This is a genomic window from Parasphingorhabdus sp., assembly GCF_048267785.1.
Taxonomy (GTDB): Bacteria; Pseudomonadota; Alphaproteobacteria; order Sphingomonadales; family Sphingomonadaceae; genus Parasphingorhabdus.
In genome coordinates, this window is the sequence record NZ_JBLWWU010000015.1 from 76163 (window position 1) to 97807 (window position 21645).

The window sequence follows — 21645 nt, forward strand, 5'->3', positions numbered from 1 at the left end:
GTATGTTTAATACTAGCTGACAAGCCTTAATTTGGGCTTTGCCACCCTCATGGGTCTAGCCGGTCCCAATCGGACATTCCCGATCCCGTCAACCCGTTCCAGCATATCCGCAGTTTCTGCGTCTAGCCGAAAGGAGCGACCGAGACATACTTTCACCGGATCCCCAGCGGGGCCAGCCATCGTCGCCACCAATTCACTCTGACCACCGACCAGAGGGGCCACCAGATTGGTCAGTTCATGCAGTCCGGCGATATCGTGAACTTCCAGTTCCATGCAGGTTCGGGTAGTTTTTTCCAATCCTTCCAGTGGCTGGGCCCGTTTGATCGCGACGCGCGGATTATCGTCCTCTGACTGCTGGTCAAGCTCGACGTTGAGCAACGCGCAACCACCCTGATCGGCTAGCTCGGCCAATATCTTGCACTGGTCCTCATCAAAGCAACTAGCGGAGAATTGCCCACTGCTGTCGGACAGGTCACCCAGTACAAAACGCTTTCCTCGACGGCTATCGCGCCAGCGAACTTTCTCTATCAGCGCTGCCATCACCGCCGGCTTGCGCACCCCTTCCCCAATCGGGCCTTCGCTGCACAAAGCTGCATAGGTCAGCGCTCCCAGGGAAGATGTCACGGCCTGAAACTGGGATACGGGATGGGCCGAAAAATAAAAACCGAACGCATCACGCTCATGAACCATGATTTCGTTGAGCGACCAGTTGCTGTCCTCGGGCAATCTGATCGCCTGCATTTCGCCACCGGCACTGCCTTCTCCGAAGAGGCCACCCTGCCCGCTTTCGCGCGCGTCTGCAGCGCTGCTCGCGACCGATAATATCATGTCCGCGCCGTCATAGATTGCCGCACGATTGGGTTCCAGCTCGTCAAATGCCCCGGCCGACGCAAGGCTTTCCAATTGCCGCTTGTTGAGACCGTGCGGATCAATTCTGTTGGCAAAATCTTCAATGGACGAAAATGGCCCGGCCTCTGCCCGCTCGGCTACAACCGACTGCATGGCCTTCTCTCCGACGTTTTTCAGGCCTGCCAACGCATAGCGGACGGCAAGATGACCCTGCTCCTGTTCTTCGACAGAAAAATTGGGACGGCTTTTGTTGATAGCCGGTTGCAGGATAGTATATCCCAATCGCTTCATATCATCGACAAAAATGCTGAGCTTGTCGGACTGATGCATATCGAAACACATGGAAGCCGCATAAAATTCATGCGGATAATGCGCTTTGAGCCAGGCGGTCTGATAGGCGAGCAACGCATAGGCCGCCGCATGGCTTTTGTTGAAGCCATATCCGGCAAACTTATCGATCAAATCGAACAATTCGTTGGCCTGCTCGCTGTTCAAACCATTCTCGGCGGCGCCCGTCACAAACCTCTTGCGCTGAACATCCATTTCCGCCTGGATCTTCTTGCCCATCGCCCGGCGCAGCAAATCCGCTTCGCCAAGCGAATAGCCGGCGATGATCTGCGCGGCCTGCATCACCTGTTCCTGATAGACGAAAATCCCGTAGGTCTCTTTCAGAATGCCTTCCAGCAACGGATGAGGATAGGCAATTTCGGCGCGGCCGTTCTTGCGGTCGCCGAAGAGCGGAATATTGTCCATCGGGCCAGGGCGATAGAGCGACACCAGCGCGATAATATCGCCGAAATTTGTGGGCTTCACGGCGGCCAGTGTGCGCCGCATACCTTCCGATTCAAGCTGGAACACACCGACAGTGTCGCCACGCTGGAGCAGATCGAAGACGCCCTCGTCTTCCCAGCTCAATCCATCCAGATTGACCTCTATCCCGCGTTCGGCAAGCAGCTGGACCGCCTTTTTCAACACCGACAATGTTTTGAGACCCAAAAAGTCGAATTTCACCAGACCGGCCTTTTCGACAAATTTCATGTCGAACTGGGTCACCGGCAGATCCGAACGAGGATCCCGATACAGGGGAACAAGCTGATCGAGTGGACGGTCGCCAATGACCACGCCCGCTGCGTGGGTGGAACTATGTCGCGGCAGCCCTTCCAGCTTCATCGCCAGATCGAATAACCGCTTCACGTCAGATTGTTTATATTCCTGCGCCAGTTCCGAGATGCCGTTGAGCGAACGCTTCAAATCCCACGGATCAGTCGGATGGTTGGGAACCAATTTGGTCAACCGGTCGACTTGCCCATATGGCATTTGCAACACCCGGCCGACGTCGCGCAGCACCGCCCGTGCCTTCAGTTTTCCGAAGGTGATAATCTGGGCAACTTGCCGGTCGCCGTATTTTTCCTGAACGTAGCGAATGACCTCGCCGCGCCGCGTTTCGCAGAAATCGATATCGAAATCCGGCATCGAAACACGCTCCGGGTTCAGAAAACGTTCGAACAGCAACCCCAGCTTGATCGGATCAAGATCGGTAATGGTCAGCGCCCAGGCAACAACCGAACCGGCCCCCGAACCACGCCCCGGTCCAACCGGAATATCGTGATCCTTTGCCCATTTGATAAAGTCGGCAACGATCAGGAAATAGCCCGGAAATCCCATGTTGACGATGACATCAAGTTCAAATTCCAGTCGATCATAATAGGTTTTTCGCTCGGCCTCATCGGCCAGATCAATAGCCGCCAGTCGTGCTTCGAGCCCGGCCGATGCATCGCGCCGCAACTGCTCTATCTCCCCTGCCAGATCGCCGGCCAGACTGGGCAAAATCGGATCTCTTTTGGGCGGGGAAAAAGCACAACGCTGCGCAACGACCATCGTGTTCTCAAGCGCTTCTGGAATATCCGCAAACAGTTCTTCCATCACCAGCGAACTTTTCATCCACAAATGTTTGGATGGTTTTTCGCGTTCGTTATTTTCGACATAGGCGGACTGCGCGATACATTTCATCGCATCATGCGCTTCGTGGAAATCAGGCTCGGAAAAGCAGCTCGGGTTGGTTGCGACCAGCGGAATATTGCGATCGATGGCAAGCTTGATCAATCCTGCTTCAGCAGCCATTTCGATCGGGTCTTCGCGGCGCGATAACTCGATATAAAGCCGATCCGGAAAATACCGCTGCAACATTGCCAGATAATTCTCGGCTTCCGTCTGCTGCTCTTCGGCAATCAATCGCGCCAGTGCGCCCTCACCGCCACCAGTCAAGGCAAGCAAGCCGTTGCTGTGACCAGCCAATATGTCCATCCCGACATGGGCTTCGAATTCGCTCGGACGATCGAGATGGGACGCGGAAACCAGCTTGCAGAGATTTTCATATCCCTCCGCATCCTGTGCATAGAGCGCGAGCCAATCCAGTACCGGCTTGTCCTTTTCTGCGCCTCCCGGTCGCGCCACTCTCAGGAAACAGCCAATGATCGGCTGGACACCTTGGGCACGACACCCATCATCAAATGCCATCGAAGCGAAGAGACCAATCCGGTCGCAAAGCGCAACCGCCGGAAAACCACGCTCTTTGGCAGCGGCACCAATGGCTGCCGGTTCCATGGCACCATCCAGAATCGTATAGGCCGAAAAGGCGCGGAGATGGACGAAAGGAACAAGAGCCATGATGTCAGACTAACGGGGCAATATGGATTTGCATATACTGTCGGTAATGATCGTTCGAACTGTCGACCATTTGTCCACAGCTATTTGGCTATTCTTGACCGCGAACCGCTCCCTGCTGCTTATCGCAGGATATTCACGCCTATCCATGCTGGCCTGATCATGTGGAAATACTGACGTTACAGAAGCGCTTCAATCTCGCTTCTTAGCTGTTCGGGCTTTACCGCTGGCCCATAACGCGCAATAACATTGCCTTCACGGTCAACCAGAAATTTTGTGAAATTCCACTTGATACGGGAACCCAGAAGGCCTGATTTTTCAGATTTCAAATATTTCCAGAGTGGATCAGCATCCTCGCCATTAACGTCAATTTTTCCCATCAACGGGAAACTCACATCGTAATTGAGTGAACAGAAATTCTTGATTTCCTCGGCATTGCCGGGTTCCTGATGACCGAACTGGTTGCAAGGGAAAGCCAGTATTTCGAGGCCCTTGTCCTTATATTCCTGGTGAAGCTTCTCGAGCCCTTCATATTGTGGCGTGAAGCCGCATTTTGAAGCTGTGTTTACGATCAACAGCACCTTGCCCTTGTGAGCGGACAGATCCTGGATCGAACCATCTGCTGCTTTCACCTGAAATTCAGTAACCTTCATATGCGCCCCGCATTTTCTAATTTTATCTGATTTTTATCGTTTTACTTGGCCTTCAGATCGATAATTGCACCAGAAAAGTCAAAGCCATTCTGGTTTGGAATTGAAAAGACTAGGTTAAAACTCCGTCGTGGAGGCGGACAACCCGATCCATTTTGGCAGCGAGGCGTTCGTTATGCGTTGCGATCAAAGCCGCGCTGCCTTCCTGCCGCACCAGCCCAATAAACTCGGCGAGGACCAGATCGGCGGTCGCTTCGTCAAGGTTTCCGGTTGGTTCGTCTGCCAGCACCAGTTTCGGCGCGTTCGCCAGCGCACGGGCAACCGCAACCCTTTGTTGTTCGCCGCCGGACAATTTGCTCGGAGTGTGATTCAGTCGCTCCACCAGTCCGAGACTGCGGAGCAATACTTCGGCTCTCTCTTCGGCCACATTTTGAGCGGTACCCGCAATCAACTGGGGCATCACAACATTTTCCAATGCGGAAAAATCGGGTAGCAAATGATGAAACTGGTACACGAAGCCCAGCAGATCACGCCTGATCCGTGTGTGTCCGCTGGCTGGCAATTGTGCCGTTTCCTCGCCATCCAGTTTGATGGACCCCTCAAATCCTCCTTCGAGCAATCCGACGGCCTGCAACAACGTTGATTTCCCCGAACCGGACGGCCCCACCAGCGCCACAATTTCGTTGGCATTAATGTCGAGGTTTACGCCGCGCAGCACTTCTATTTCAACGTCCCCCTGGACAAAGCTACGCCTGACATTGCGCAATTCGACCGTTTTGCGATTGACGAGATCATTCATAACGAAGCACCTGGACCGGATCGGTACTGGCCGCCTTATAGGCAGGATAGAGTGTGGCAAGGAAGCTGAAGAGCAGCGCCAGTCCGGCTATGCCGACGACTTCCATCGGATCGGTTCGCGCCGGAAGTTCTGTCAGAAAACGGATCGACGGATCCCAGAGATTTTGCCCGGTAATCATCTGGACAAAATTGATCACATTCTGGCGAAAATGGATAGCAATCAGACCGAGGACAATCCCGGCAGCGATACCGAGCATCCCGATTGAAGTACCCACCGTCACGAATATCCGCAGCAGGGATGCACGCGAGGCCCCCATCGTGCGCAGGATAGCTATGTCGCGGGTTTTGGCACGCACCAGCATGATCAGCGAGGACAATATATTGAAAACGGCAACCAGAATGATGATCGACAGGATCACGAACATCACTACCCGCTCGACCTGCAGCGTTTCAAACAGGGAGGCATTCATCGTCTGCCAGTCGGTAATGACACCGCGATCCGCCACTTTTGGAATCAGGGGCGCTATTATATCGCTCACATTATCCGCGTCGTTGGTCTTGATTTCGATCATCCCGATCTGATCGCCGAGCAGAAGCAACGTCTGCGCATCTTCCATCGGCATGATGACAAAGGCCTTGTCATAATCATAAACCCCCACTTCAAAAATTGCCGCCACTTCATAGGCAATTTCCCGGGGTACGGTTCCAAAGGGTGTCGAACGTCCCTGTGGATTGATGATCGTGATCCGGCTGCCGACCTGCGCACCCAGCGTCATCGCCAGACGGCTGCCGATACCGACCCGCCCCGCTCCCGGCTCAAGCCGCGCCAGATCTCCGGCTACGGTTTTTCCATCCAGCGTTTCATTATTCAATATGTCCGAAACCAGCATCCCGCGGACAAGGACAGCCTCAACTCGTCCATTATACGTGGTCAGCAAGGGCTGTTCGATCAATGGTGATGCGGAGACTACCCCTTCTGTCTGGCGCGTTTCCTCCAGCAAGTCCCGCCAGCCGGGCAAACGACCGCCATAGCCCTGGATAACGGCATGACCATTGAGACCGACGATCTTGTCGAATAATTCGGCCCGGAAACCGTTCATGACACTCATCACCACGATCAGCGCCGCGACGCCCAACATGACCGCGACCAGACTGATACTGGCAACGAGAAAAATAAATCCCTCCCCTTTGCCGGGCAACAAATAGCGTTTTGCGATTACCCATTCATAACGGGATAGGAGCATGATTTTCGATGACTTCCTTGGATCAGGTTCCCCTCGCCTTTACGGTCGCCAGTCAACGCAAGCAAGTGGCATGGTTGACAATTTGCTGTTGCCGATATGACACAAGAGACGATTAATCTTCCTAAACTCCCAAATTTCTCATGACAAATTTATGTCAGTCGATCACAGATAGAAACAGAATCAAACATCTCGATTAACGGGTCATGGTTCAGGGATCCTTTCAGGTTCCGCCAAATGTTGGGGGACATGCGGCGTCGAATATGAAGGGAAAACAGGGGGCGAATTAATTCGTCACCATTTTCGCCCGGGTGCTGAATAGCATCCGGGCGTTTTTTTGTCCCGATAAAGTGTCCAAACTACTGGTTTTAGCCAATTTTCTTCCTCTTGAAATTTGATAATCTGAGCATATCTATATGGTGTGAAATGCCTCTGGGGTTTCACATTGACGAAGGGGATGCCGCGTTAGCGGGTCCTAATTTACATTGCTCAATTGAAGAGGATATAGATATGAATCGTTTTGACTTTACCCCCTATCGCCGGTCGACCGTAGGTTTCGACCGGCTGTTCGACCTTCTTGAAAATAATGCCCGCGCCCAGCAATCCGAGAATTACCCGCCGTTCAATATCGAACGCAGCGGCGAAGATCATTATCGGATTACACTCGCAGTCGCCGGTTTCAAGGACGAGGAAATCGAAATCACCGCCCAGCAGAATCTTTTGCTCGTCACCGGAAATAAAAATACCGATGAAAACGAAGGCAAACAATTTCTCCATATGGGCATAGCCAATCGCAGCTTTGAACGGCGGTTTGAACTTGCCGACTTCGTGCGGGTAGATAACGCAGCGCTTGCAGATGGCCTTCTGACCATTGATCTGGTCCGCGAAATCCCCGAAGCGATGCGGCCACAAAAGATCGCCATCAATAAAGCGGACAATGTCACCAAGATCGCGCACAAGCAGAAAAAGAAAGAAGATAAGGCAGCATAAGCTGACTTTTTTCAGGTGACTGTCAGGCAGCCAGAGCAATCTGGCTGCCTTTTTTATCAACCGTAGAATGAAATAGGGCAGCCGGATGAGGATCCGACTGCCCCTGACACCCGCTTGGTGTCACTCTCGACGACAATTAGCCCGGGTCGCAAATGGCCAATTTCCGTCAAGAATCTGCTTCGGCAATATGGGAGAGCATAGCATGATCCAATATCCGGACCTTTCCGCTCTCTACTGCCACGATCTCGCTTTCCGACCATGATGACAGTTGCCGATTAATATGTTCACGCGACATCCCGGCAAAGTTGCCGAGTTCGCTCTGGCTCAGGTCCAGTTTCAGTCGCCCTTCCTCCGCTCCGGCGACAGAAAGCCGTAGCAAGTAGCGCGCCAGACGCGGTCCGGATGTATAGGCACGATCACCTTCGATCATGCTGTTCGCCATCCGGATACGGCTGGCCATCACTTTCAGCAACCGCAGCGCCATATTCTTGTGTTTGCCCAGAATCTCCTCGAAAGCATCCCGCGTGATCGAAAGCACCGACGTCGGTTCGATCGCGGTCACGCTGGCGGTTCGTTCTCCGCCATCCAGCAACGCAATTTCACCCAGCACCTGACCCGCTTCCGCATAGTCAAGAACGACTTCATGACCATTACTGGCGATCATGCTGGTCCGCGCATTGCCCGATAATAATATCAGAAGCGAATTCCCAGGGTCGCCTTGCATTATCAAATCATCCCCCTTTTTATATTGCACAAAATGTCCGCGCAATATCAGGTCAGCCAGTTCAGCTTCATCGCAATCGGCAAACAGACTATGTTCTGCCAATATATTTGCCAGTTCTTCGGCTTTCACTATTACTAATCCCTCAACGCCACCTAAAAGTGTTCCCTAACCCTTCCATGCGGCATGTGCGTTACAATAGTCAATTTTCGTAAAATAGATTGGACAAATTCGACATTCGATCAAAACTGTTTCGTTTACGGGAACTTAATGCTTAAACGAGGCGGCTTTGTTGCAATGCAGCGGCGATGAAAGACGCAAAGAGGGGATGTGGATCAAATGGCTTGCTCTTGAGCTCTGGATGGAACTGGACGCCAACGAACCAGTTGTGGTCAGGTCGTTCCACGATTTCCGGAAGCTCACCATCGGGTGACATGCCGGAGAAGATCAGTCCGGTATTTTCCAGACGTTCGACATAGCCCTTGTTCACTTCATAGCGATGACGGTGCCGTTCGCTGATTTCCTGGCAGCCGTAAATTTCGCTTATTTTCGAACCTTTCTGCAACACGGCGTCATAGGCTCCCAGTCGCATGGTACCACCCAGATCACCGCCAGCCTCGCGCTTCTGCAGCCCTTCTTCGGTCATCCATTCGGTGATCAGACCCACGACCGGTTCTTCGGTTTCACCAAATTCGGTGGTTGATGCCGCGCTGATTCCCGCCAGATTGCGCGCGGCCTCCACACAAGCCATTTGCATGCCAAGACAGATACCAAAGAACGGGATATTATTTTCACGGGCGAATTTGACCGATCCAATTTTGCCTTCGCTACCGCGTTCCCCGAACCCACCGGGCACCAATATCGCGTGCAAAGGCTCCAGTTTCACAGCGAGATCTTCATCATTCTCGAAAAGCTCCGCGTCCAGCCAGCGAACCTGTACCTTCACCCGATTCGCCAGACCACCATGGAACAGCGCTTCCTGAAGCGATTTATAGGCATCCTGCAGACCGACATATTTGCCGACCACGCCGACAATGACTTCGCCCTCCGGATTCTCGATCCGTTCCATCACATCATGCCAGCGCGACAAGTCGGGCTCGGCTGCGTCGGCGATGCCAAAGGCACGCAGCACTTCGGAGTCCAGACCTTCCTTGTGATATTGCAGGGGCACATTGTAGATATTGCTCGCGTCCAGCGCCGGGATCACCGATTCTTTCCGGACATTGCAGAATTGGGCGATTTTGGCCCGCTCACTGTCGGGCAGTGGATGTTCACAGCGGCAGAGCAGGATATCCGGCTGGATACCAAGTGAAGTCAACTCCCTGACGCTATGCTGGGTTGGCTTGGTTTTCAGTTCGCCTGCGGCGGCAATATAGGGCACCAGCGTAACATGTACGGAAATCGCATTTTCGCGCCCGACCTTGTTGCGGAGCTGCCGAAGCGCTTCGATAAATGGCAAGCTCTCAATATCGCCGACCGTACCGCCAATTTCGCACAAAACAAAATCAATGCCGTCGAGCCTGTCCTGGGCGAATTCCTGAATCGCATCGGTTACGTGCGGAATGACCTGGACCGTCGCGCCCAGATAATCACCGCGGCGTTCTTTGGTGATGATCGACTGATAGATTCTACCGGACGTAACATTGTCGGATTGCAACGAGGGAACACCGGTAAAGCGCTCGTAATGGCCAAGATCGAGGTCTGTCTCTGCGCCATCATCGGTAACATAGACTTCGCCATGCTGATAGGGGGACATCGTCCCCGGATCAACGTTGAGATAGGGGTCAAGTTTCCGGATTCGCACGGAATATCCGCGAGCTTGCAGAAGAGCACCGAGGCTTGCCGCCATCAGACCTTTGCCAAGAGAGGAAACCACACCGCCGGTAATGAATATATATCGCGCCATGGGAGGAGAGGCTTAAGGCGTTATCACCACATATGGCAATCCCGCGAATCCGGAAAAGTGAAATAAATATTATTTTACTTTGCTCGTTCGTCGATCATCGGAGGCACACCGACTCGAGCCGCAGCCGTTGTTGCCCAAAAGCCCGGGGGATTGCTGCCAATCTATGGCTTTGAAAAATGCCTATTGATCGAGAGGAACGGAAGTATCCGGTTCAGCCGCTGGGGCATCATCCTCGGCCGCGGCTGCCGCAGCAGCTGCCAATGGGTCATCACCGATCAGCGGCACGTCATCAGCCGGTGCGGAAACCGGTGCGCTATTGTCACGTTGCAGGCTCTGATCGATCGTTTCAACCTTGCCTTCTGCCGCTGCCAGAATCGCAAGCGCGATCGACAGGGACACGAATAATACCGCCAATACCGACGTCGTCCGTGTGAGCAAGTCAGCCGCACCACGAGCGGTCATCATACCAGACGGGGACCCACCGACGCCCAGACCGCCACCTTCGGATTTCTGCATCAGGATAACGCCGACCAGCATGGCGGCGACAAGGGCTTGAAGAACGGTGAGAAATAGAAACATGGATTTTCCGGACGTGTTCTGTTTGTTTGTGCAGCGCACATAGCGATTGGGACGCCCGAGTTCAAGCGATGATCGACGCACCTCCAAGAGCCAAAGTTCGTCAAAGTTCGGGCCTGAAAGGCCTGAAATCCGGTAATATTGGTCAGATTATACCAAATGTTGGAAATTTAATTACTTCAAAGGCCAGTCTACAGGGATGGCATGATGACATGGGGCCATCGCCCCCTGTCATCATCACGCCAACGGTTGACGTCTAGCTTTTGGCCGCTGCCTCGATAATCGGCCCGAATTTTGCTGCCGTCAAACTCGCTCCGCCGACCAATCCGCCGTCTACATTCGGGATTGCCAGCAATTCCGCAGCGTTGCCGCCATTCATCGATCCGCCATAGAGAATGCGAACCGCGTCGCTGCCCTGCCCCATCAATTCTCCCAGTTTCTCCCGAATCGCAGCATGCATTTCCGCGACATCGCTCGCCTCAGGCACCCGGCCGGTGCCGATCGCCCATATCGGTTCATAGGCGATGGTGAGCCATTCTGCGCTTGCCTTGGCGGGGAAAGAACGGGCCAGTTGTATCGTGACAATTTCAATCGCCTGTCCGGCATCACGCTCTTCTTCGGTTTCACCGACGCAAATAATTGCTCCCATGCCCGCTGCATGGGCCGCCTCTGCCTTTGCCTTCACTTCTGCATCGCTTTCCTGCTGGTCGGCACGGCGCTCGCTGTGACCGACGATCGAATAGGTGGCCCCTGCTTCCTTTAGCATTGCAGCAGAAAGGCAGCCCGTATGCGCGCCGCTTTCGGCGAAATGGCAATCCTGTGCGCCGATGGCGAACTCCGGGTTGGCCTGCGCGGCGGGACCGATCAGTGTCGCCGGGGGACAGATACCAACATCGGCACCCTCATGATTGGCTGCAATGGCCGCAATGGCAGCAATATCTGCGAGCTGCGCACGCAGCCCGTTCATTTTCCAGTTGCCGACAATATATTTGCGGTTTGCCATGATGCATTCTGCCCTTTCTGTTTTTCTGATATTCATCCGCTATCAAATATCGTTCGGCTTGCCAATTTCCTTCCGCAGTCTTTTGCTTGAACCACAAAGCCAAGCCGCCTAAAGCAAGCAGAAATCCAACTCCCGCAATGGAATATTTCTTTTATGATCAGTTTTTTCCGCCGCATTTTTTCCTCGAAACTCGGTCTTTTTCTGACCTTGTGTTTCGTCGGCTTGATCGCCATTGCCTTTGCCACGGCCGACGTGTCGAGCAGCGGCACATTTGGCGGCGTGACGGGATCGGGTACGGCAGCAAAGGTAGGCGATAGCAAGCTGACCACCGCAGAACTCAGCCAGTCCGTGAACAACGCCTTTCGCGGCGAGCAGCGGGAAAATACCGGGCTGGATCTCAAAACCTATATAAACGGCGGTGGCTTTGACGATGTTTTGGAGCGCCTGATCAACAGCTTTGCGATTGCCGATTTCGGAATGAAATATGGCATGACCGCTGGCAAACGGCTGGTTGACGGAGAAATTGCGAGTATACCGGCCTTCCAGGGCGCAGACGGGCAGTTTAGCGAAGAGAATTTTCGACGCGCCATGCAGCAGCAAGGGTTGAATGAAACCCAGTTGCGCGACGATTTTGCCCGCAATTTACTGGCTGATCAACTGTTGACCGCAGCCGGTTTTGGAGCAGCGGTACCGCAGAAGCTTGTCGTTCCCTACGCTTCTCTGTTGCTGGAATCGCGCGAAGGCCAGATTGCGACAATTCCGTCGGTAGCCTTCATCGAAAATGTCCAACCGGCAAAAGCGGCGGTCGAGGCCTTTTACGCCAAGAACGCATCCCGCTATACGATTCCCGAACGCCGGACGATCCGCTACGCATTGTTCGACAAATCCCGGTTCAACGACAAGATCAAACCAACCGAAAAAGAAATTGCGGGCTATTACAAGCTGAACAAGGCCCGATATTCGGCCAGCGAGACGCGCAATCTCACGCAGATCATTGTACCAACCGAAGCCGCCGCCAAGGCGTTGGTCGATAAAATCAACGCCGGCACTTCGATTGAGCAAGCGGCACGTTCGGTTGGCTTGTCTGCTGCCGAAGTGGGATCAATCAACAAGGCTGATTTTATTGATTCAGCCTCGCAAGCCGTTGCCGACGCTGCATTCGCGGCCCCGTCCGGCGCCATCGCCGGACCGGCACAAAGTGCGCTCGGCTGGCATATCGTGAAGGTCAAAGCCATCAAACAGATTCCTGGCCGCACGCTGGACCAGGTGCGCACGGAAATTGTCAGTGAATTGACGCGCTCGAAAATTGACGAGGCTATCGCCGACCTCACGATCCGTTTGGAAGATGAGTTTGCTGACGGCGCGTCACTGGACGATATTGCCAAAGCGGAGCAGCTTAAGGTGGAAGAAACGCCGGCGCTGCTGGCCAATGGTCAGAACCCGGACGATCAAAATTACAAGCCCATTCCAGAGATGCAGCGCATTTTGCCGACCGCCTTTGCAGTGGACGAAGATTCCGATCCACAGATCGTCGAAATCATTCCTGGCCAGCAATATGCTGCGATCGACGTTTCCAATATTACCGAGGCCGCTCCGCCACCTTTGGCGAAGATCGAACAACTTGTGACCCGTGACTATATGCTTGATCAGGGCTCGAAGAAGGCAAAGACGGTCGCCGACAAGATTGCGAAAGCGGTCAGTAACGGCACATCCTTGTCCAAGGCCGTTGCCGATGCCGGTGTGAAGCTGCCCCGCCCCGAACGGATCAGTTCGACCAGAGCAGAACTGGCGCAGCAGAGCCAGAAGGGCCAGGTACCGGCACCGATCAGCCTGATGTTCAGCATGGCGCAGGGCACCGCCAAGGCGCTGGCTGCACCACGCGATCAGGGCTGGTTTGTGGTTGTGCTCGACAAGCTCAATCGTGGCGATGCTTCCAAGCGGGATGATCTGCTGAAGGCCACCCGCACCCAATTCAAACAGGTGATCGGCAACGAATATACCTCACAATTCGTCAACGCCATGAAGGCTGATATCGGCGTAGAACGGAACGAGAAGGCGCTAACCGCGCTGAAGAACCAGCTGCTCGGCGGGAATTGATCGCTCCATGGCGGGCAGTTTCGGAATAGAGGCGGCACGCGCGGCACTGGACAGTGGCAAACCCGCGCTGATCTGGCGGCGGCAGGTGGCCGATACTGAGACGCCTGTATCTGCTGCCCTGAAGCTGATGGAAGATGGTCGCGGCGATTATCTGCTCGAGTCGGTTGAAGGGGGCGAGACCCGTGGACGCCACAGCATGATCGGTCTTGCACCCGATCTGGTGTTCCGGGCCGATGGCGCTGAGGCTGCAATCAATCGGACATGGCTGCAGGACCGCGGGGCATTTGCCCGGGAAAGTGGCGACAGCCTCTCGGTCCTGCGCAGTCTGGTCAAGGCCTGCCAAATGGAGGTGCCGGAGGAACTGCCCCGTGCGCTGGCCTGTCTGGTCGGCTATTTCGGCTATGAAACCATCGGTCTGGTCGAAAAACTTCCTCGCGCCCCGCAATCCGAACTCGACCTGCCCGACATGCTCTTCGTCCGGCCGACGGTGATCCTGATCTTCGACCGGCTGGCCGATGAACTGTTTCTGGTGGCGCCGGTGTGGCCCGAAACAGCTGGTGAAAGCGAAACAAAGATTACCTCGGCAGAGGAACGGCTGGATGAAGTTGAGCGCGGACTGGCTAACACCGTTCGTCCTGAGCTTGTCGAAGGACGGTTGTCAGGCAACGGAGAGACTGGCTCCGACAATCCCGGCCCGAACGAACCGGAGTTCACGCCCCAGGTCCCTGCCGAAAAATATGGCGAGATGGTGCTGCGCGCCAAGGATTATATCGAGGCCGGGGACATTTTCCAGGTGGTGCTGGCGCAGCGGTTCACCACGCCGTTCACGCTGCCCCCGATCGAGCTCTACCGCGCTTTGCGCCGGATCAACCCGTCACCGTTTCTGTTCTTTCTCGACCTGCCCGGCTTTGCCCTTACCGGCTCCAGCCCGGAAATTCTCGTCCGTGCACGCGATGGCGAAGTCACCATCCGGCCGATCGCGGGAACCCGGCCACGCGGAAAAAACGCGGTCGAGGACAAGGCGAACCGGGAAAGCCTGCTCGCCGACCCCAAGGAACGGGCGGAACATCTGATGCTGCTCGATCTGGGCCGCAACGATGTTGGCCGCGTGGCCAGCGCCAACAGCGTCGAGGTAACCGACAGCTATACCGTCGAATTTTACAGCCATGTCATGCATATCGTTTCCAACGTGGTCGGAGAACTGGCCCCCGACAAGGATGCGCTTGATGCCCTGTTCGCGGGTTTCCCGGCCGGCACGGTCAGCGGCGCGCCGAAAGTGCGCGCCTGCCAGATTATTGCCGAACTCGAGCCCGAAACCCGGGGCGCCTATGCCGGCGGCGTCGGCTATTTCTCCCCCGATGGCAGCATGGACAGCTGTATCGTTCTACGCACCGGGATTGTGAAGGAAGGCATGCTGCACGTGCAAGCAGGCGCCGGGATCGTGGCAGACAGCGAACCGGCTTACGAACTGGCCGAATGCCGGGCCAAGGCAGGCGCCCTGCTGGCAGCTGCCAGAGAGGCGGTGAAGCGGGCGCAGGAAATCGGTTTCGGGCAGTAATCTGAAGCGTTCGCTTTGGCCGGAAAAAGGACATGGCGCGTGCCATTTCTGTCGGTCAGCTAGCGTCCCGCAAGTGGTCCTTCAAACAGAAGCTGCGATCCTTCTCAGACGGCTTGCCTCTTGAATTTGATGCACATGGTCGCTAATTCGCCCTCGCGGTGACCACGTTCCCGCCCCAAGTGGATATCAAGACCGGGACGGCCCGGCAGTCAAAAGGAGGCTGCTATGGCGTGGATATATCTGGTACTTGCTGGCGTTTTCGAGATTGTCTGGGCCACTGCAATGAAACAGTCACTCGGATTTTCGCGGTTATGGCCCAGTGTGATCACCATCGCGGCAATGATTGTCAGTTTCGCCTTGCTCTCCGCTGCGATGCGATCCCTTCCGCTGGGTACTGCCTATACGATCTGGACAGGCATTGGCGCTGTTGGAGCATTTGTGATCGGCATTCTCATATTTGGCGAGACCCTCAGTCCGATGCGCGTCGGAGCAGCCGTGCTGATCGTAAGCGGTCTTGTCATGATGACAACTCTCGACGCCCTGATTAGAGAAGAACCAGCAGGACGTTTTGACATTCCAGGACTGCTGTTCGAATCGCATTGACCAGAAGCGGCCTCTTCTCTTCCCCGCTCCTTGCCGCCGTCACAAAATGGTCAATGCTATCGTTCCGTTTAAGGCTTCAGCCAACCTCACTCCAGCATCTTCGGCCCTTCCTTCTGCAGCTTTTCCTTAATCTTGTTGGCGAACAGCGCCAGCATCGGCGGCAGGTCGAGCACCGCGTAGACCTCGTCCTCGCGGACATGCATATCGCTGACGATGCGCTGGCCGATGGCTTCGAGGGTGAAGTGGAGATGATCGCCCTCCCAGTGATGGTCGGTCAGGCTGGCACCCGGAATGACATCGCTCAGCGTGTGGATGCCGCTGCCGATGCGGTTTTTGGCTTCGGCCAGACCCAGTTTGTGCGGAATGTTGACGGTGACGGGCTCGCCCATGAAATATTCTCCCTTTTCGGTGCTTTATCAGCACTCGGTCGCACGTCAAAGCTTGGCGAGAGCGGAATTTCCGATTAGGCAGCTTTGCATGATCCTCGTTATCGACAATTATGACAGCTTCACCTTCAACCTGGTCCATTATCTGATGGAACTGGGCGCAGAGGTGCGCGTGGAGCGCAACGACGCTCTGACCGCCGGCGAAGCGTTGCGCACGGGCGCACAAGCCTTTCTGATTTCACCGGGTCCCTGCACCCCCAATGAAGCGGGCATATCGCTCGATCTGGTCGCGGCCTGCGCCGATGCGGCAAAGCCGTTGCTCGGCGTGTGCCTCGGCCACCAGAGCATTGGCCAGCATTTCGGCGGCAAGGTCGTGCGCGGCGGCCTGATGCACGGCAAGACGTCGCCGGTCACCCATGATAGCAGCGGCGTCTTCGCCGGCCTGCCCTCGCCTTATACCGCGACCCGCTATCACTCGCTGATCGTCGAGGATATTCCCGCCTGTCTGCCGGTCAACGCGACCGCCGACGACGGTTCGGTCATGGGTTTTCGCCACGAAAGCCTGCCGATTCACGGCGTGCAATTCCACCCCGAGAGCATCGCTACGGAACATGGCCATAAGCTGCTGGCCAATTTCATGGCGATTGCGGGGATCGAAGCGAAGGAACGGGCATGACCTTGGCCGATCCGGCGACCCCGCTCACCGAAGCAGCGGCCCGCGAAGCCTTTTCCGCGATACTGGACGGCTCCAGCTCGGCAGAGGAGATCACCGCTTTTCTGATCGCACTGGCCGACCGGGGCGAGACCGCAACCGAAATCGCCGCTGCCGCGACAGAAATGCGCGCCCGGATGATCGGTGTGGACGCGCCCGCCAACGCCATTGATGTCTGCGGCACCGGCGGCGATGGCAGCCACAGTCTGAATATTAGCACCGCCACCGCGCTGGTGGTAGCCGCCTGCGAAATCCCCATGGCGAAACATGGCAACCGCGCTGCCTCGAGCAAATCGGGCGCGGCGGATACGCTGGAGGCGCTCGGTCTTGATCTGACGAAAGCGGCGACCAATGGCGAGCAGAGCCTGCGCGACATCGGCATCGCCTTTTTCTTCGCGCCCAACCATCATCCGGCGCTCGGCCCGCTGGGACCGATCCGCAAGGCCATCGGCCGCCGGACGATCTTCAATCTGCTTGGTCCCTTGTGCAATCCCGCGAAGGTCAAACGCCAGCTGATCGGCGTTGCCTCGCCCGATCTGGTCGAGACCTATGCCGAGGCGGCGCTGCAACTGGGCTATGACAAGGCGATGATCGTCTCCGGCGAGGAAGGCCTCGACGAGCTCAGTATCTCCGGTCCCAGCCGCGTTGCCATGATCAGCGATGGCAGCGTCACGATCAGTCGGATCACCCCGGAAGATGCCGGCCTGACCCGTCACCCGGCGGAAGCGTTAAAGGGCGGCGATGCGAAGTATAATGCCGCTGCGCTCAAGGCGCTGCTGCAGGGTGAGAAATCGGCCTATCGCGACGCCGTGCGGCTCAACAGCGCAGCTGCGCTGATGGTCGCGGGCGAAGTCGACAGCTGGGAAGAAGGCGTCGAGGAAGCCGCCGAGGCGCTCGACAAGGGATTTGCCAACGCCATGCTCAATTGCTGGATCGCCAATCAATGAACAAGCTTGAAGAAATCTGCGCGACGACGCGGGACTATGTCCGGCAGCGGAAGGCTGATGTTCCGGCGTCGAAGCTGAGCGATGACATCGCCCGACAGAGTGCACCGCGCGGTTTTGCCGCAGCGATCCGCGCAAAATCGGCCAGCGGCTTTGCCCTGATCGCGGAGATCAAGAAAGCCAGCCCGTCCAAGGGGCTGATCCGCGAGGATTTCGATCCCCCCGCCCACGCCCGCGCCTATCAGGCCGGCGGCGCGGCGTGCCTGTCGGTATTGACGGACCAGCCCTATTTTCAGGGCGCGGACGAATATCTGGTGGCGGCGCGCGCTGCGGTTGAACTGCCCTGTCTGCGCAAGGACTTCATGGTCGATCCCTGGCAGGTCGCCGAATCGCGGGCGCTGGGCGCCGATGCGATATTGATCATCATGGCGGTGCTGAACGATAGTCTGGCGGCGGAGATCGAGGCGGAAGCGCTGTCGCTCGGCATGGACGCGCTGATCGAGGTGCATGACGAAGCGGAGCTGGAACGGGCGTTGAAGCTGCAATCCCCGCTGCTCGGCATCAATAACCGCAATCTCAAGACCTTCGAGACCAGCCTCGACCAGACCGAACGGCTGGCGAAGCTGGTGCCCGACGACCGGATCATGGTGTCGGAAAGCGGCATCTTCAGCCATGAAGACTGCCAGCGCTTGTCACAATCCGGCGCCCGCGCCTTTTTGGTAGGTGAATCCCTGATGCGACAGGATAATGTGGAGGCAGCAACCCGGCAGCTGCTGACAGGAAGTCCATGAGCAAATTGACCCATATCGACGGCGACGGCGCGGCCCATATGGTCGATGTCGGCGGCAAGGCCGACACGGTCCGCGAGGCCCGTGCCGAGGGCCGGATCGCGATGAAACTGGAAGTCCTGGAAGCTATTAAAGCGAACGCCATGAAGAAGGGCGATGTGCTGGCGACCGCCCGCATTGCCGGGATCATGGCGGCGAAAAAGACCAGCGACCTGATCCCGCTCTGCCACCCGCTGGCGCTGACCAAAGTGGCGGTGGATTTCGCCTTTCTTGACGATGGCATCAAGGTCTCGGCCATGGCCCGCCTAACCGGCAAGACCGGGGTGGAAATGGAAGCTTTAACAGCCTGTTCTGTCGCACTTCTCACAATCTATGACATGTCCAAGGCGATGCAGAAGGATATGGTGATCAGCGATATCCGCCTGCTGTCGAAAAGCGGCGGCAAATCGGGAGACTGGGTCGCGGAATGAGCAGCTTGCTGCCTCTGGACGAAGCCCAGCAGCGACTGATCGCGCTGGCCTCCCGCCTGCCCGCCGAAACGCTTTCCGTCCATGATGCGCTCGGCCGCTATCTCGCCGCGGACCTGATAGCAAAGCGCGAGCAACCGGCCGCCGATATGTCGGCGATGGACGGCTATGCGATCCGCTTTGAAGACCGGGACGGCCCGTGGACCTTGGTCGGCGAATGCCCGGCTGGCAGCCCGCCCTGCCGTGCGCTCCAACCCGGCGAAGCCGCCCGCATCTTCACCGGAGCGCTGCTGCCCGAAGGCGCGGACACCGTGGTCATGCAGGAAAATGTCGCAGCCGATGGCGGCACCATCCGTCTGACTGCAGAACCCTCGCCCGAAAAAGGCCGTCACGTCCGCCATCAGGGTGGTGATTTCAAGCGGGGAAGCATCGGCTTGCCCGCAGGCAGCCTGCTCAATGCGGCGGCCCTCAGCGAAGCGGTGATCGCCGGCTATGGCGACCTGTCGGTCGGCGCACAGCCCCGCGTGGCAGTGGTTTCGACCGGCGACGAACTGGTCGCGCCCGGCAGCGAGACCCTGCCCCACCAGATACCCGCCAGCAATGACGTCATGCTGTCAGCCATGCTCTCCGGCCTGACCGCCGAAACCCGCAGTCTGAGCCGCGTTCCCGACGATATGGACATATTGTGCCAGACGCTGGAAAGCGCGAAGGATTGCGATATCATCGTCACCATCGGCGGCGCATCGGTCGGCGATCATGATCTGGTCGGCCCCGCCTTCGAGCGGCTCGGCGCGGAGATCGATTTCTACAAAATCGCGATGAAACCGGGCAAGCCGGTGATGGCCGGAACACTCGGCAAGACGGTGATATTGGCGCTCCCCGGCAATCCGGCGTCGGCGTTCGTCGCGGCGACGCTGTTTCTGCTCCCTTTGATACGATTTATGGCCGGATCTGACCAATATCTGCCCGAATATCAAAGCGCCCCGACCACAAAAGCCCTCCCCGCCAACGGCCCCCGCGCACAGTTTCTGCGGGCGAAAGTGGATCAGACCGGGATCACACCCTTTGGCAGCCAGGACAGCGCCAAGCTTTCGGTGCTAGCGGCGGCGAATGCGCTGCTGTATCGGCCGGCCCATGCGGAGGCGGCCGATGTGGGTGAGATGGTGCCGTTTATTGGGATTTAGTTGTCAGGCTCCCGCGAAGACGTTTCCATGCCAGCAATTTACGCCTATTTCCTCGGGCTGTTTGCGGGAATTGCCTAAGGATCGTCCGCTATATCCACCCGGCTCGAACGGGCTGAAAGGCTGAAACTGGGTGGGTAGCTGCCTTTAACATCTTCACTTTCTAATGTCGGCTTCATCCCGACAGCTGACGCTAGGGGTATCCCAATTGGTCATGGCAATTGTATTGAAAGCGGACGGTTTAATGATAGGTTAGCATATGGCCAGAACCTTAACTCATCTTGGAGCTATGATAGTAGCATCACAGTTCATCACTATGAATGTTGCGCGAGCGTCGGACGATCCACTGCCTTGCTTCGACGTTAGCGTAAAAGCTAGTATCGTCGATGAGGTGCCGAGCCCTTTTCCCGACTGTGGGTCAGACTGCATCATCATATCTTGGCCTTGGTTTGTAGATTTGAAAGTTCTCCGTGTTTTGCAGGGTGAACTAAAAGACAAAGAACTTTCAGTTTTAGCTATCTTGCACACGGGTCATTCTAAAGTCGGTAAGCGAGCGCAAAGGCGTTGGTTGCGGCGAAACTCCGAGGGAGGTTTTAACCTACTGAGATTAGGAGACGATGACCGACCGGACCAATGTTCGCCCGATACTCCACCGATGCCAGCATATTTAATTCCAGCAGAAGGACGAACACTGGCTGAGGACCGACGGGAAGGCGAAAAGGTTTATAAGAAGTATCAGTAGAATATGCCAATTCTGACGTCAGCTTTTGTGCCCGAAGCTGACATATATTAGCATTGAGGCCAATGTCCGAATTTGGGGCGATTGCAGAAGGGCAGCTTTTTAACGGACGACGCCAATAGCAGCCATCGACGCAGCGGACCAATTCCGACCATGTCACCTACCCTCTTGCCAGCGAAATTAGTCACTTCCCGCTTGACTTCCCCCGTTTTGTTTCATAATTGTTCTGTATTCGTTCCCAGAACAGGACACCGGACATGCTCACGCAAAAGCAACATGAACTCCTTTGCTTCATCGACGACAGGCTGAAGGACAGCGGCGTTTCGCCCTCGTTCGAGGAAATGAAGGAAGCGCTCGGGCTCAAGTCCAAGTCGGGCATTCATCGGCTGATCAGCGCGCTCGAGGAGCGGCACTTCATCCGCCGTCTGCCCAACCGGGCGCGCGCTTTGGAAGTGTTGAAGCTGCCCGAAGGCGGTTTGCACGAAGCGGAACCTTCCAACGTTGTCTCGCTGCACCCCGAAACACCGGTGCGCGAAGTGATCTCCAATCCTGCTCCGGCGGCTAATAATGATGTGCTGGAAATTCCCTTGCACGGCCGGATCGCCGCTGGCGCCCCGATCGAGGCGATGGAAGGCCAGTCGGCGCTCAGCGTGCCGGCCGCCCTGCTCGGCCCCGGCGAACATTATGCGCTGGAAGTGTCCGGCGATTCGATGATCGAGGCGGGCATTCTCGATGGCGACTATGCGCTGATCCAGAAAACCGAAGTGGCGCG

Annotated in this window: 18 protein-coding genes and 2 pseudogenes; 11 read left to right on the plus strand and 9 right to left on the minus strand. The window is 56.3% G+C overall.

Features of this window, described 5'->3' with window-relative positions; translation table 11 throughout:
• Positions 1 to 12: 12 nt before the first annotated feature.
• The 4 genes from dnaE to ACN0VD_RS12675 form a co-directional block, all read right to left on the minus strand.
• On the minus strand, positions 13 to 3516 hold the full coding sequence (gene dnaE, locus ACN0VD_RS12660) for a DNA polymerase III subunit alpha (protein WP_417594783.1): 3504 nt from the start codon (positions 3514 to 3516) through the stop codon (positions 13 to 15).
• A 176-nt stretch (positions 3517 to 3692) separates the two neighbouring features.
• Positions 3693 to 4166, minus strand: coding sequence for a glutathione peroxidase (locus ACN0VD_RS12665; protein ID WP_417594785.1), 474 nt, complete (start codon positions 4164 to 4166; stop codon positions 3693 to 3695).
• Between the two features lie 109 nt (positions 4167 to 4275).
• Positions 4276 to 4962 carry an ABC transporter ATP-binding protein gene (locus tag ACN0VD_RS12670; protein WP_417594787.1) on the minus strand — a complete coding sequence of 229 codons (687 nt, stop codon included), beginning with the start codon at positions 4960 to 4962 and terminating at the stop codon, positions 4276 to 4278.
• Positions 4955 to 6205: a lipoprotein-releasing ABC transporter permease subunit gene (locus tag ACN0VD_RS12675; protein WP_417594789.1), complete on the minus strand. Its 1251-nt coding sequence runs from the start codon at positions 6203 to 6205 to the stop codon at positions 4955 to 4957. Before ACN0VD_RS12675 ends, ACN0VD_RS12670 begins: the two co-directional genes overlap by 8 nt.
• A 507-nt stretch (positions 6206 to 6712) precedes the next feature.
• Here ACN0VD_RS12675 and ACN0VD_RS12680 point away from each other — a divergent pair.
• Positions 6713 to 7192, plus strand: a complete 480-nt coding sequence (locus ACN0VD_RS12680; protein WP_417594791.1) for an Hsp20 family protein — start codon at positions 6713 to 6715, stop codon at positions 7190 to 7192.
• 166 nt (positions 7193 to 7358) lie between these two features.
• Here the strand turns inward: ACN0VD_RS12680 and ACN0VD_RS12685 are convergent, their stop codons facing one another.
• The 4 genes from ACN0VD_RS12685 to tpiA all read right to left on the minus strand — a co-directional run bounded on the left by ACN0VD_RS12685 (position 7359) and on the right by tpiA (position 11398).
• Positions 7359 to 8045, minus strand: a complete 687-nt coding sequence (locus ACN0VD_RS12685; protein WP_417594793.1) for a Crp/Fnr family transcriptional regulator — start codon at positions 8043 to 8045, stop codon at positions 7359 to 7361.
• A gap of 142 nt (positions 8046 to 8187) precedes the next feature.
• Positions 8188 to 9819 carry a CTP synthase gene (locus tag ACN0VD_RS12690; protein ID WP_417594795.1) on the minus strand — a complete coding sequence of 544 codons (1632 nt, stop codon included), beginning with the start codon at positions 9817 to 9819 and terminating at the stop codon, positions 8188 to 8190.
• A 180-nt stretch (positions 9820 to 9999) separates the two neighbouring features.
• On the minus strand, positions 10000 to 10398 hold the full coding sequence (gene secG, locus ACN0VD_RS12695; protein ID WP_417594797.1) for a preprotein translocase subunit SecG: 399 nt from the start codon (positions 10396 to 10398) through the stop codon (positions 10000 to 10002).
• 253 nt (positions 10399 to 10651) lie between these two features.
• Positions 10652 to 11398 carry a triose-phosphate isomerase gene (tpiA, locus tag ACN0VD_RS12700; RefSeq protein ID WP_417594799.1) on the minus strand — a complete coding sequence of 249 codons (747 nt, stop codon included), beginning with the start codon at positions 11396 to 11398 and terminating at the stop codon, positions 10652 to 10654.
• Between the two features lie 153 nt (positions 11399 to 11551).
• Here tpiA and ACN0VD_RS12705 point away from each other — a divergent pair, with 153 nt between their 5' ends.
• The 3 genes from ACN0VD_RS12705 (at position 11552) to ACN0VD_RS12715 (ending at position 15656) form a co-directional block, all read left to right on the plus strand.
• Positions 11552 to 13495 carry a SurA N-terminal domain-containing protein gene (locus ACN0VD_RS12705; protein ID WP_417594801.1) on the plus strand — a complete coding sequence of 648 codons (1944 nt, stop codon included), beginning with the start codon at positions 11552 to 11554 and terminating at the stop codon, positions 13493 to 13495.
• 7 nt (positions 13496 to 13502) lie between these two features.
• Positions 13503 to 15053, plus strand: coding sequence for an anthranilate synthase component I family protein (locus tag ACN0VD_RS12710; RefSeq protein ID WP_417594803.1), 1551 nt, complete (start codon positions 13503 to 13505; stop codon positions 15051 to 15053).
• A gap of 225 nt (positions 15054 to 15278) precedes the next feature.
• Positions 15279 to 15656: a DMT family transporter gene (locus ACN0VD_RS12715; RefSeq protein ID WP_417594805.1), complete on the plus strand. Its 378-nt coding sequence runs from the start codon at positions 15279 to 15281 to the stop codon at positions 15654 to 15656.
• A gap of 86 nt (positions 15657 to 15742) precedes the next feature.
• Here the strand turns inward: ACN0VD_RS12715 and ACN0VD_RS12720 are convergent, their stop codons facing one another.
• Positions 15743 to 16045: a polyhydroxyalkanoic acid system family protein gene (locus ACN0VD_RS12720; protein ID WP_417594807.1), complete on the minus strand. Its 303-nt coding sequence runs from the start codon at positions 16043 to 16045 to the stop codon at positions 15743 to 15745.
• An 88-nt stretch (positions 16046 to 16133) separates the two neighbouring features.
• On the opposite strand from ACN0VD_RS12720, the gene ACN0VD_RS12725 reads away from it, so the two are divergent.
• From ACN0VD_RS12725 to ACN0VD_RS12755, 7 genes and pseudogenes are all read left to right on the plus strand, one after another.
• Positions 16134 to 16718: an anthranilate synthase component II gene (locus tag ACN0VD_RS12725; protein WP_417594809.1), complete on the plus strand. Its 585-nt coding sequence runs from the start codon at positions 16134 to 16136 to the stop codon at positions 16716 to 16718.
• Positions 16715 to 17701: an anthranilate phosphoribosyltransferase gene (gene trpD / locus ACN0VD_RS12730; protein ID WP_417594811.1), complete on the plus strand. Its 987-nt coding sequence runs from the start codon at positions 16715 to 16717 to the stop codon at positions 17699 to 17701. Before ACN0VD_RS12725 ends, trpD begins: the two co-directional genes overlap by 4 nt.
• On the plus strand, positions 17698 to 18489 hold the full coding sequence (gene trpC / locus ACN0VD_RS12735) for an indole-3-glycerol phosphate synthase TrpC (RefSeq protein WP_417594813.1): 792 nt from the start codon (positions 17698 to 17700) through the stop codon (positions 18487 to 18489). Before trpD ends, trpC begins: the two co-directional genes overlap by 4 nt.
• The gene (gene moaC / locus ACN0VD_RS12740) at positions 18486 to 18956 is read left to right on the plus strand and encodes a cyclic pyranopterin monophosphate synthase MoaC (protein ID WP_417594815.1); all 471 of its coding nucleotides are present in this window, start codon (positions 18486 to 18488) and stop codon (positions 18954 to 18956) included. Before trpC ends, moaC begins: the two co-directional genes overlap by 4 nt.
• Positions 18953 to 20137: a gephyrin-like molybdotransferase Glp gene (gene glp, locus ACN0VD_RS12745; RefSeq protein ID WP_417594817.1), complete on the plus strand. Its 1185-nt coding sequence runs from the start codon at positions 18953 to 18955 to the stop codon at positions 20135 to 20137. Before moaC ends, glp begins: the two co-directional genes overlap by 4 nt.
• A gap of 993 nt (positions 20138 to 21130) precedes the next feature.
• Positions 21131 to 21259 (plus strand): annotated as a pseudogene (locus ACN0VD_RS12750) (LexA family protein); the annotation flags it as partial.
• Between the two features lie 168 nt (positions 21260 to 21427).
• Positions 21428 to 21645 (plus strand): annotated as a pseudogene (locus ACN0VD_RS12755) (LexA family protein); the annotation flags it as partial.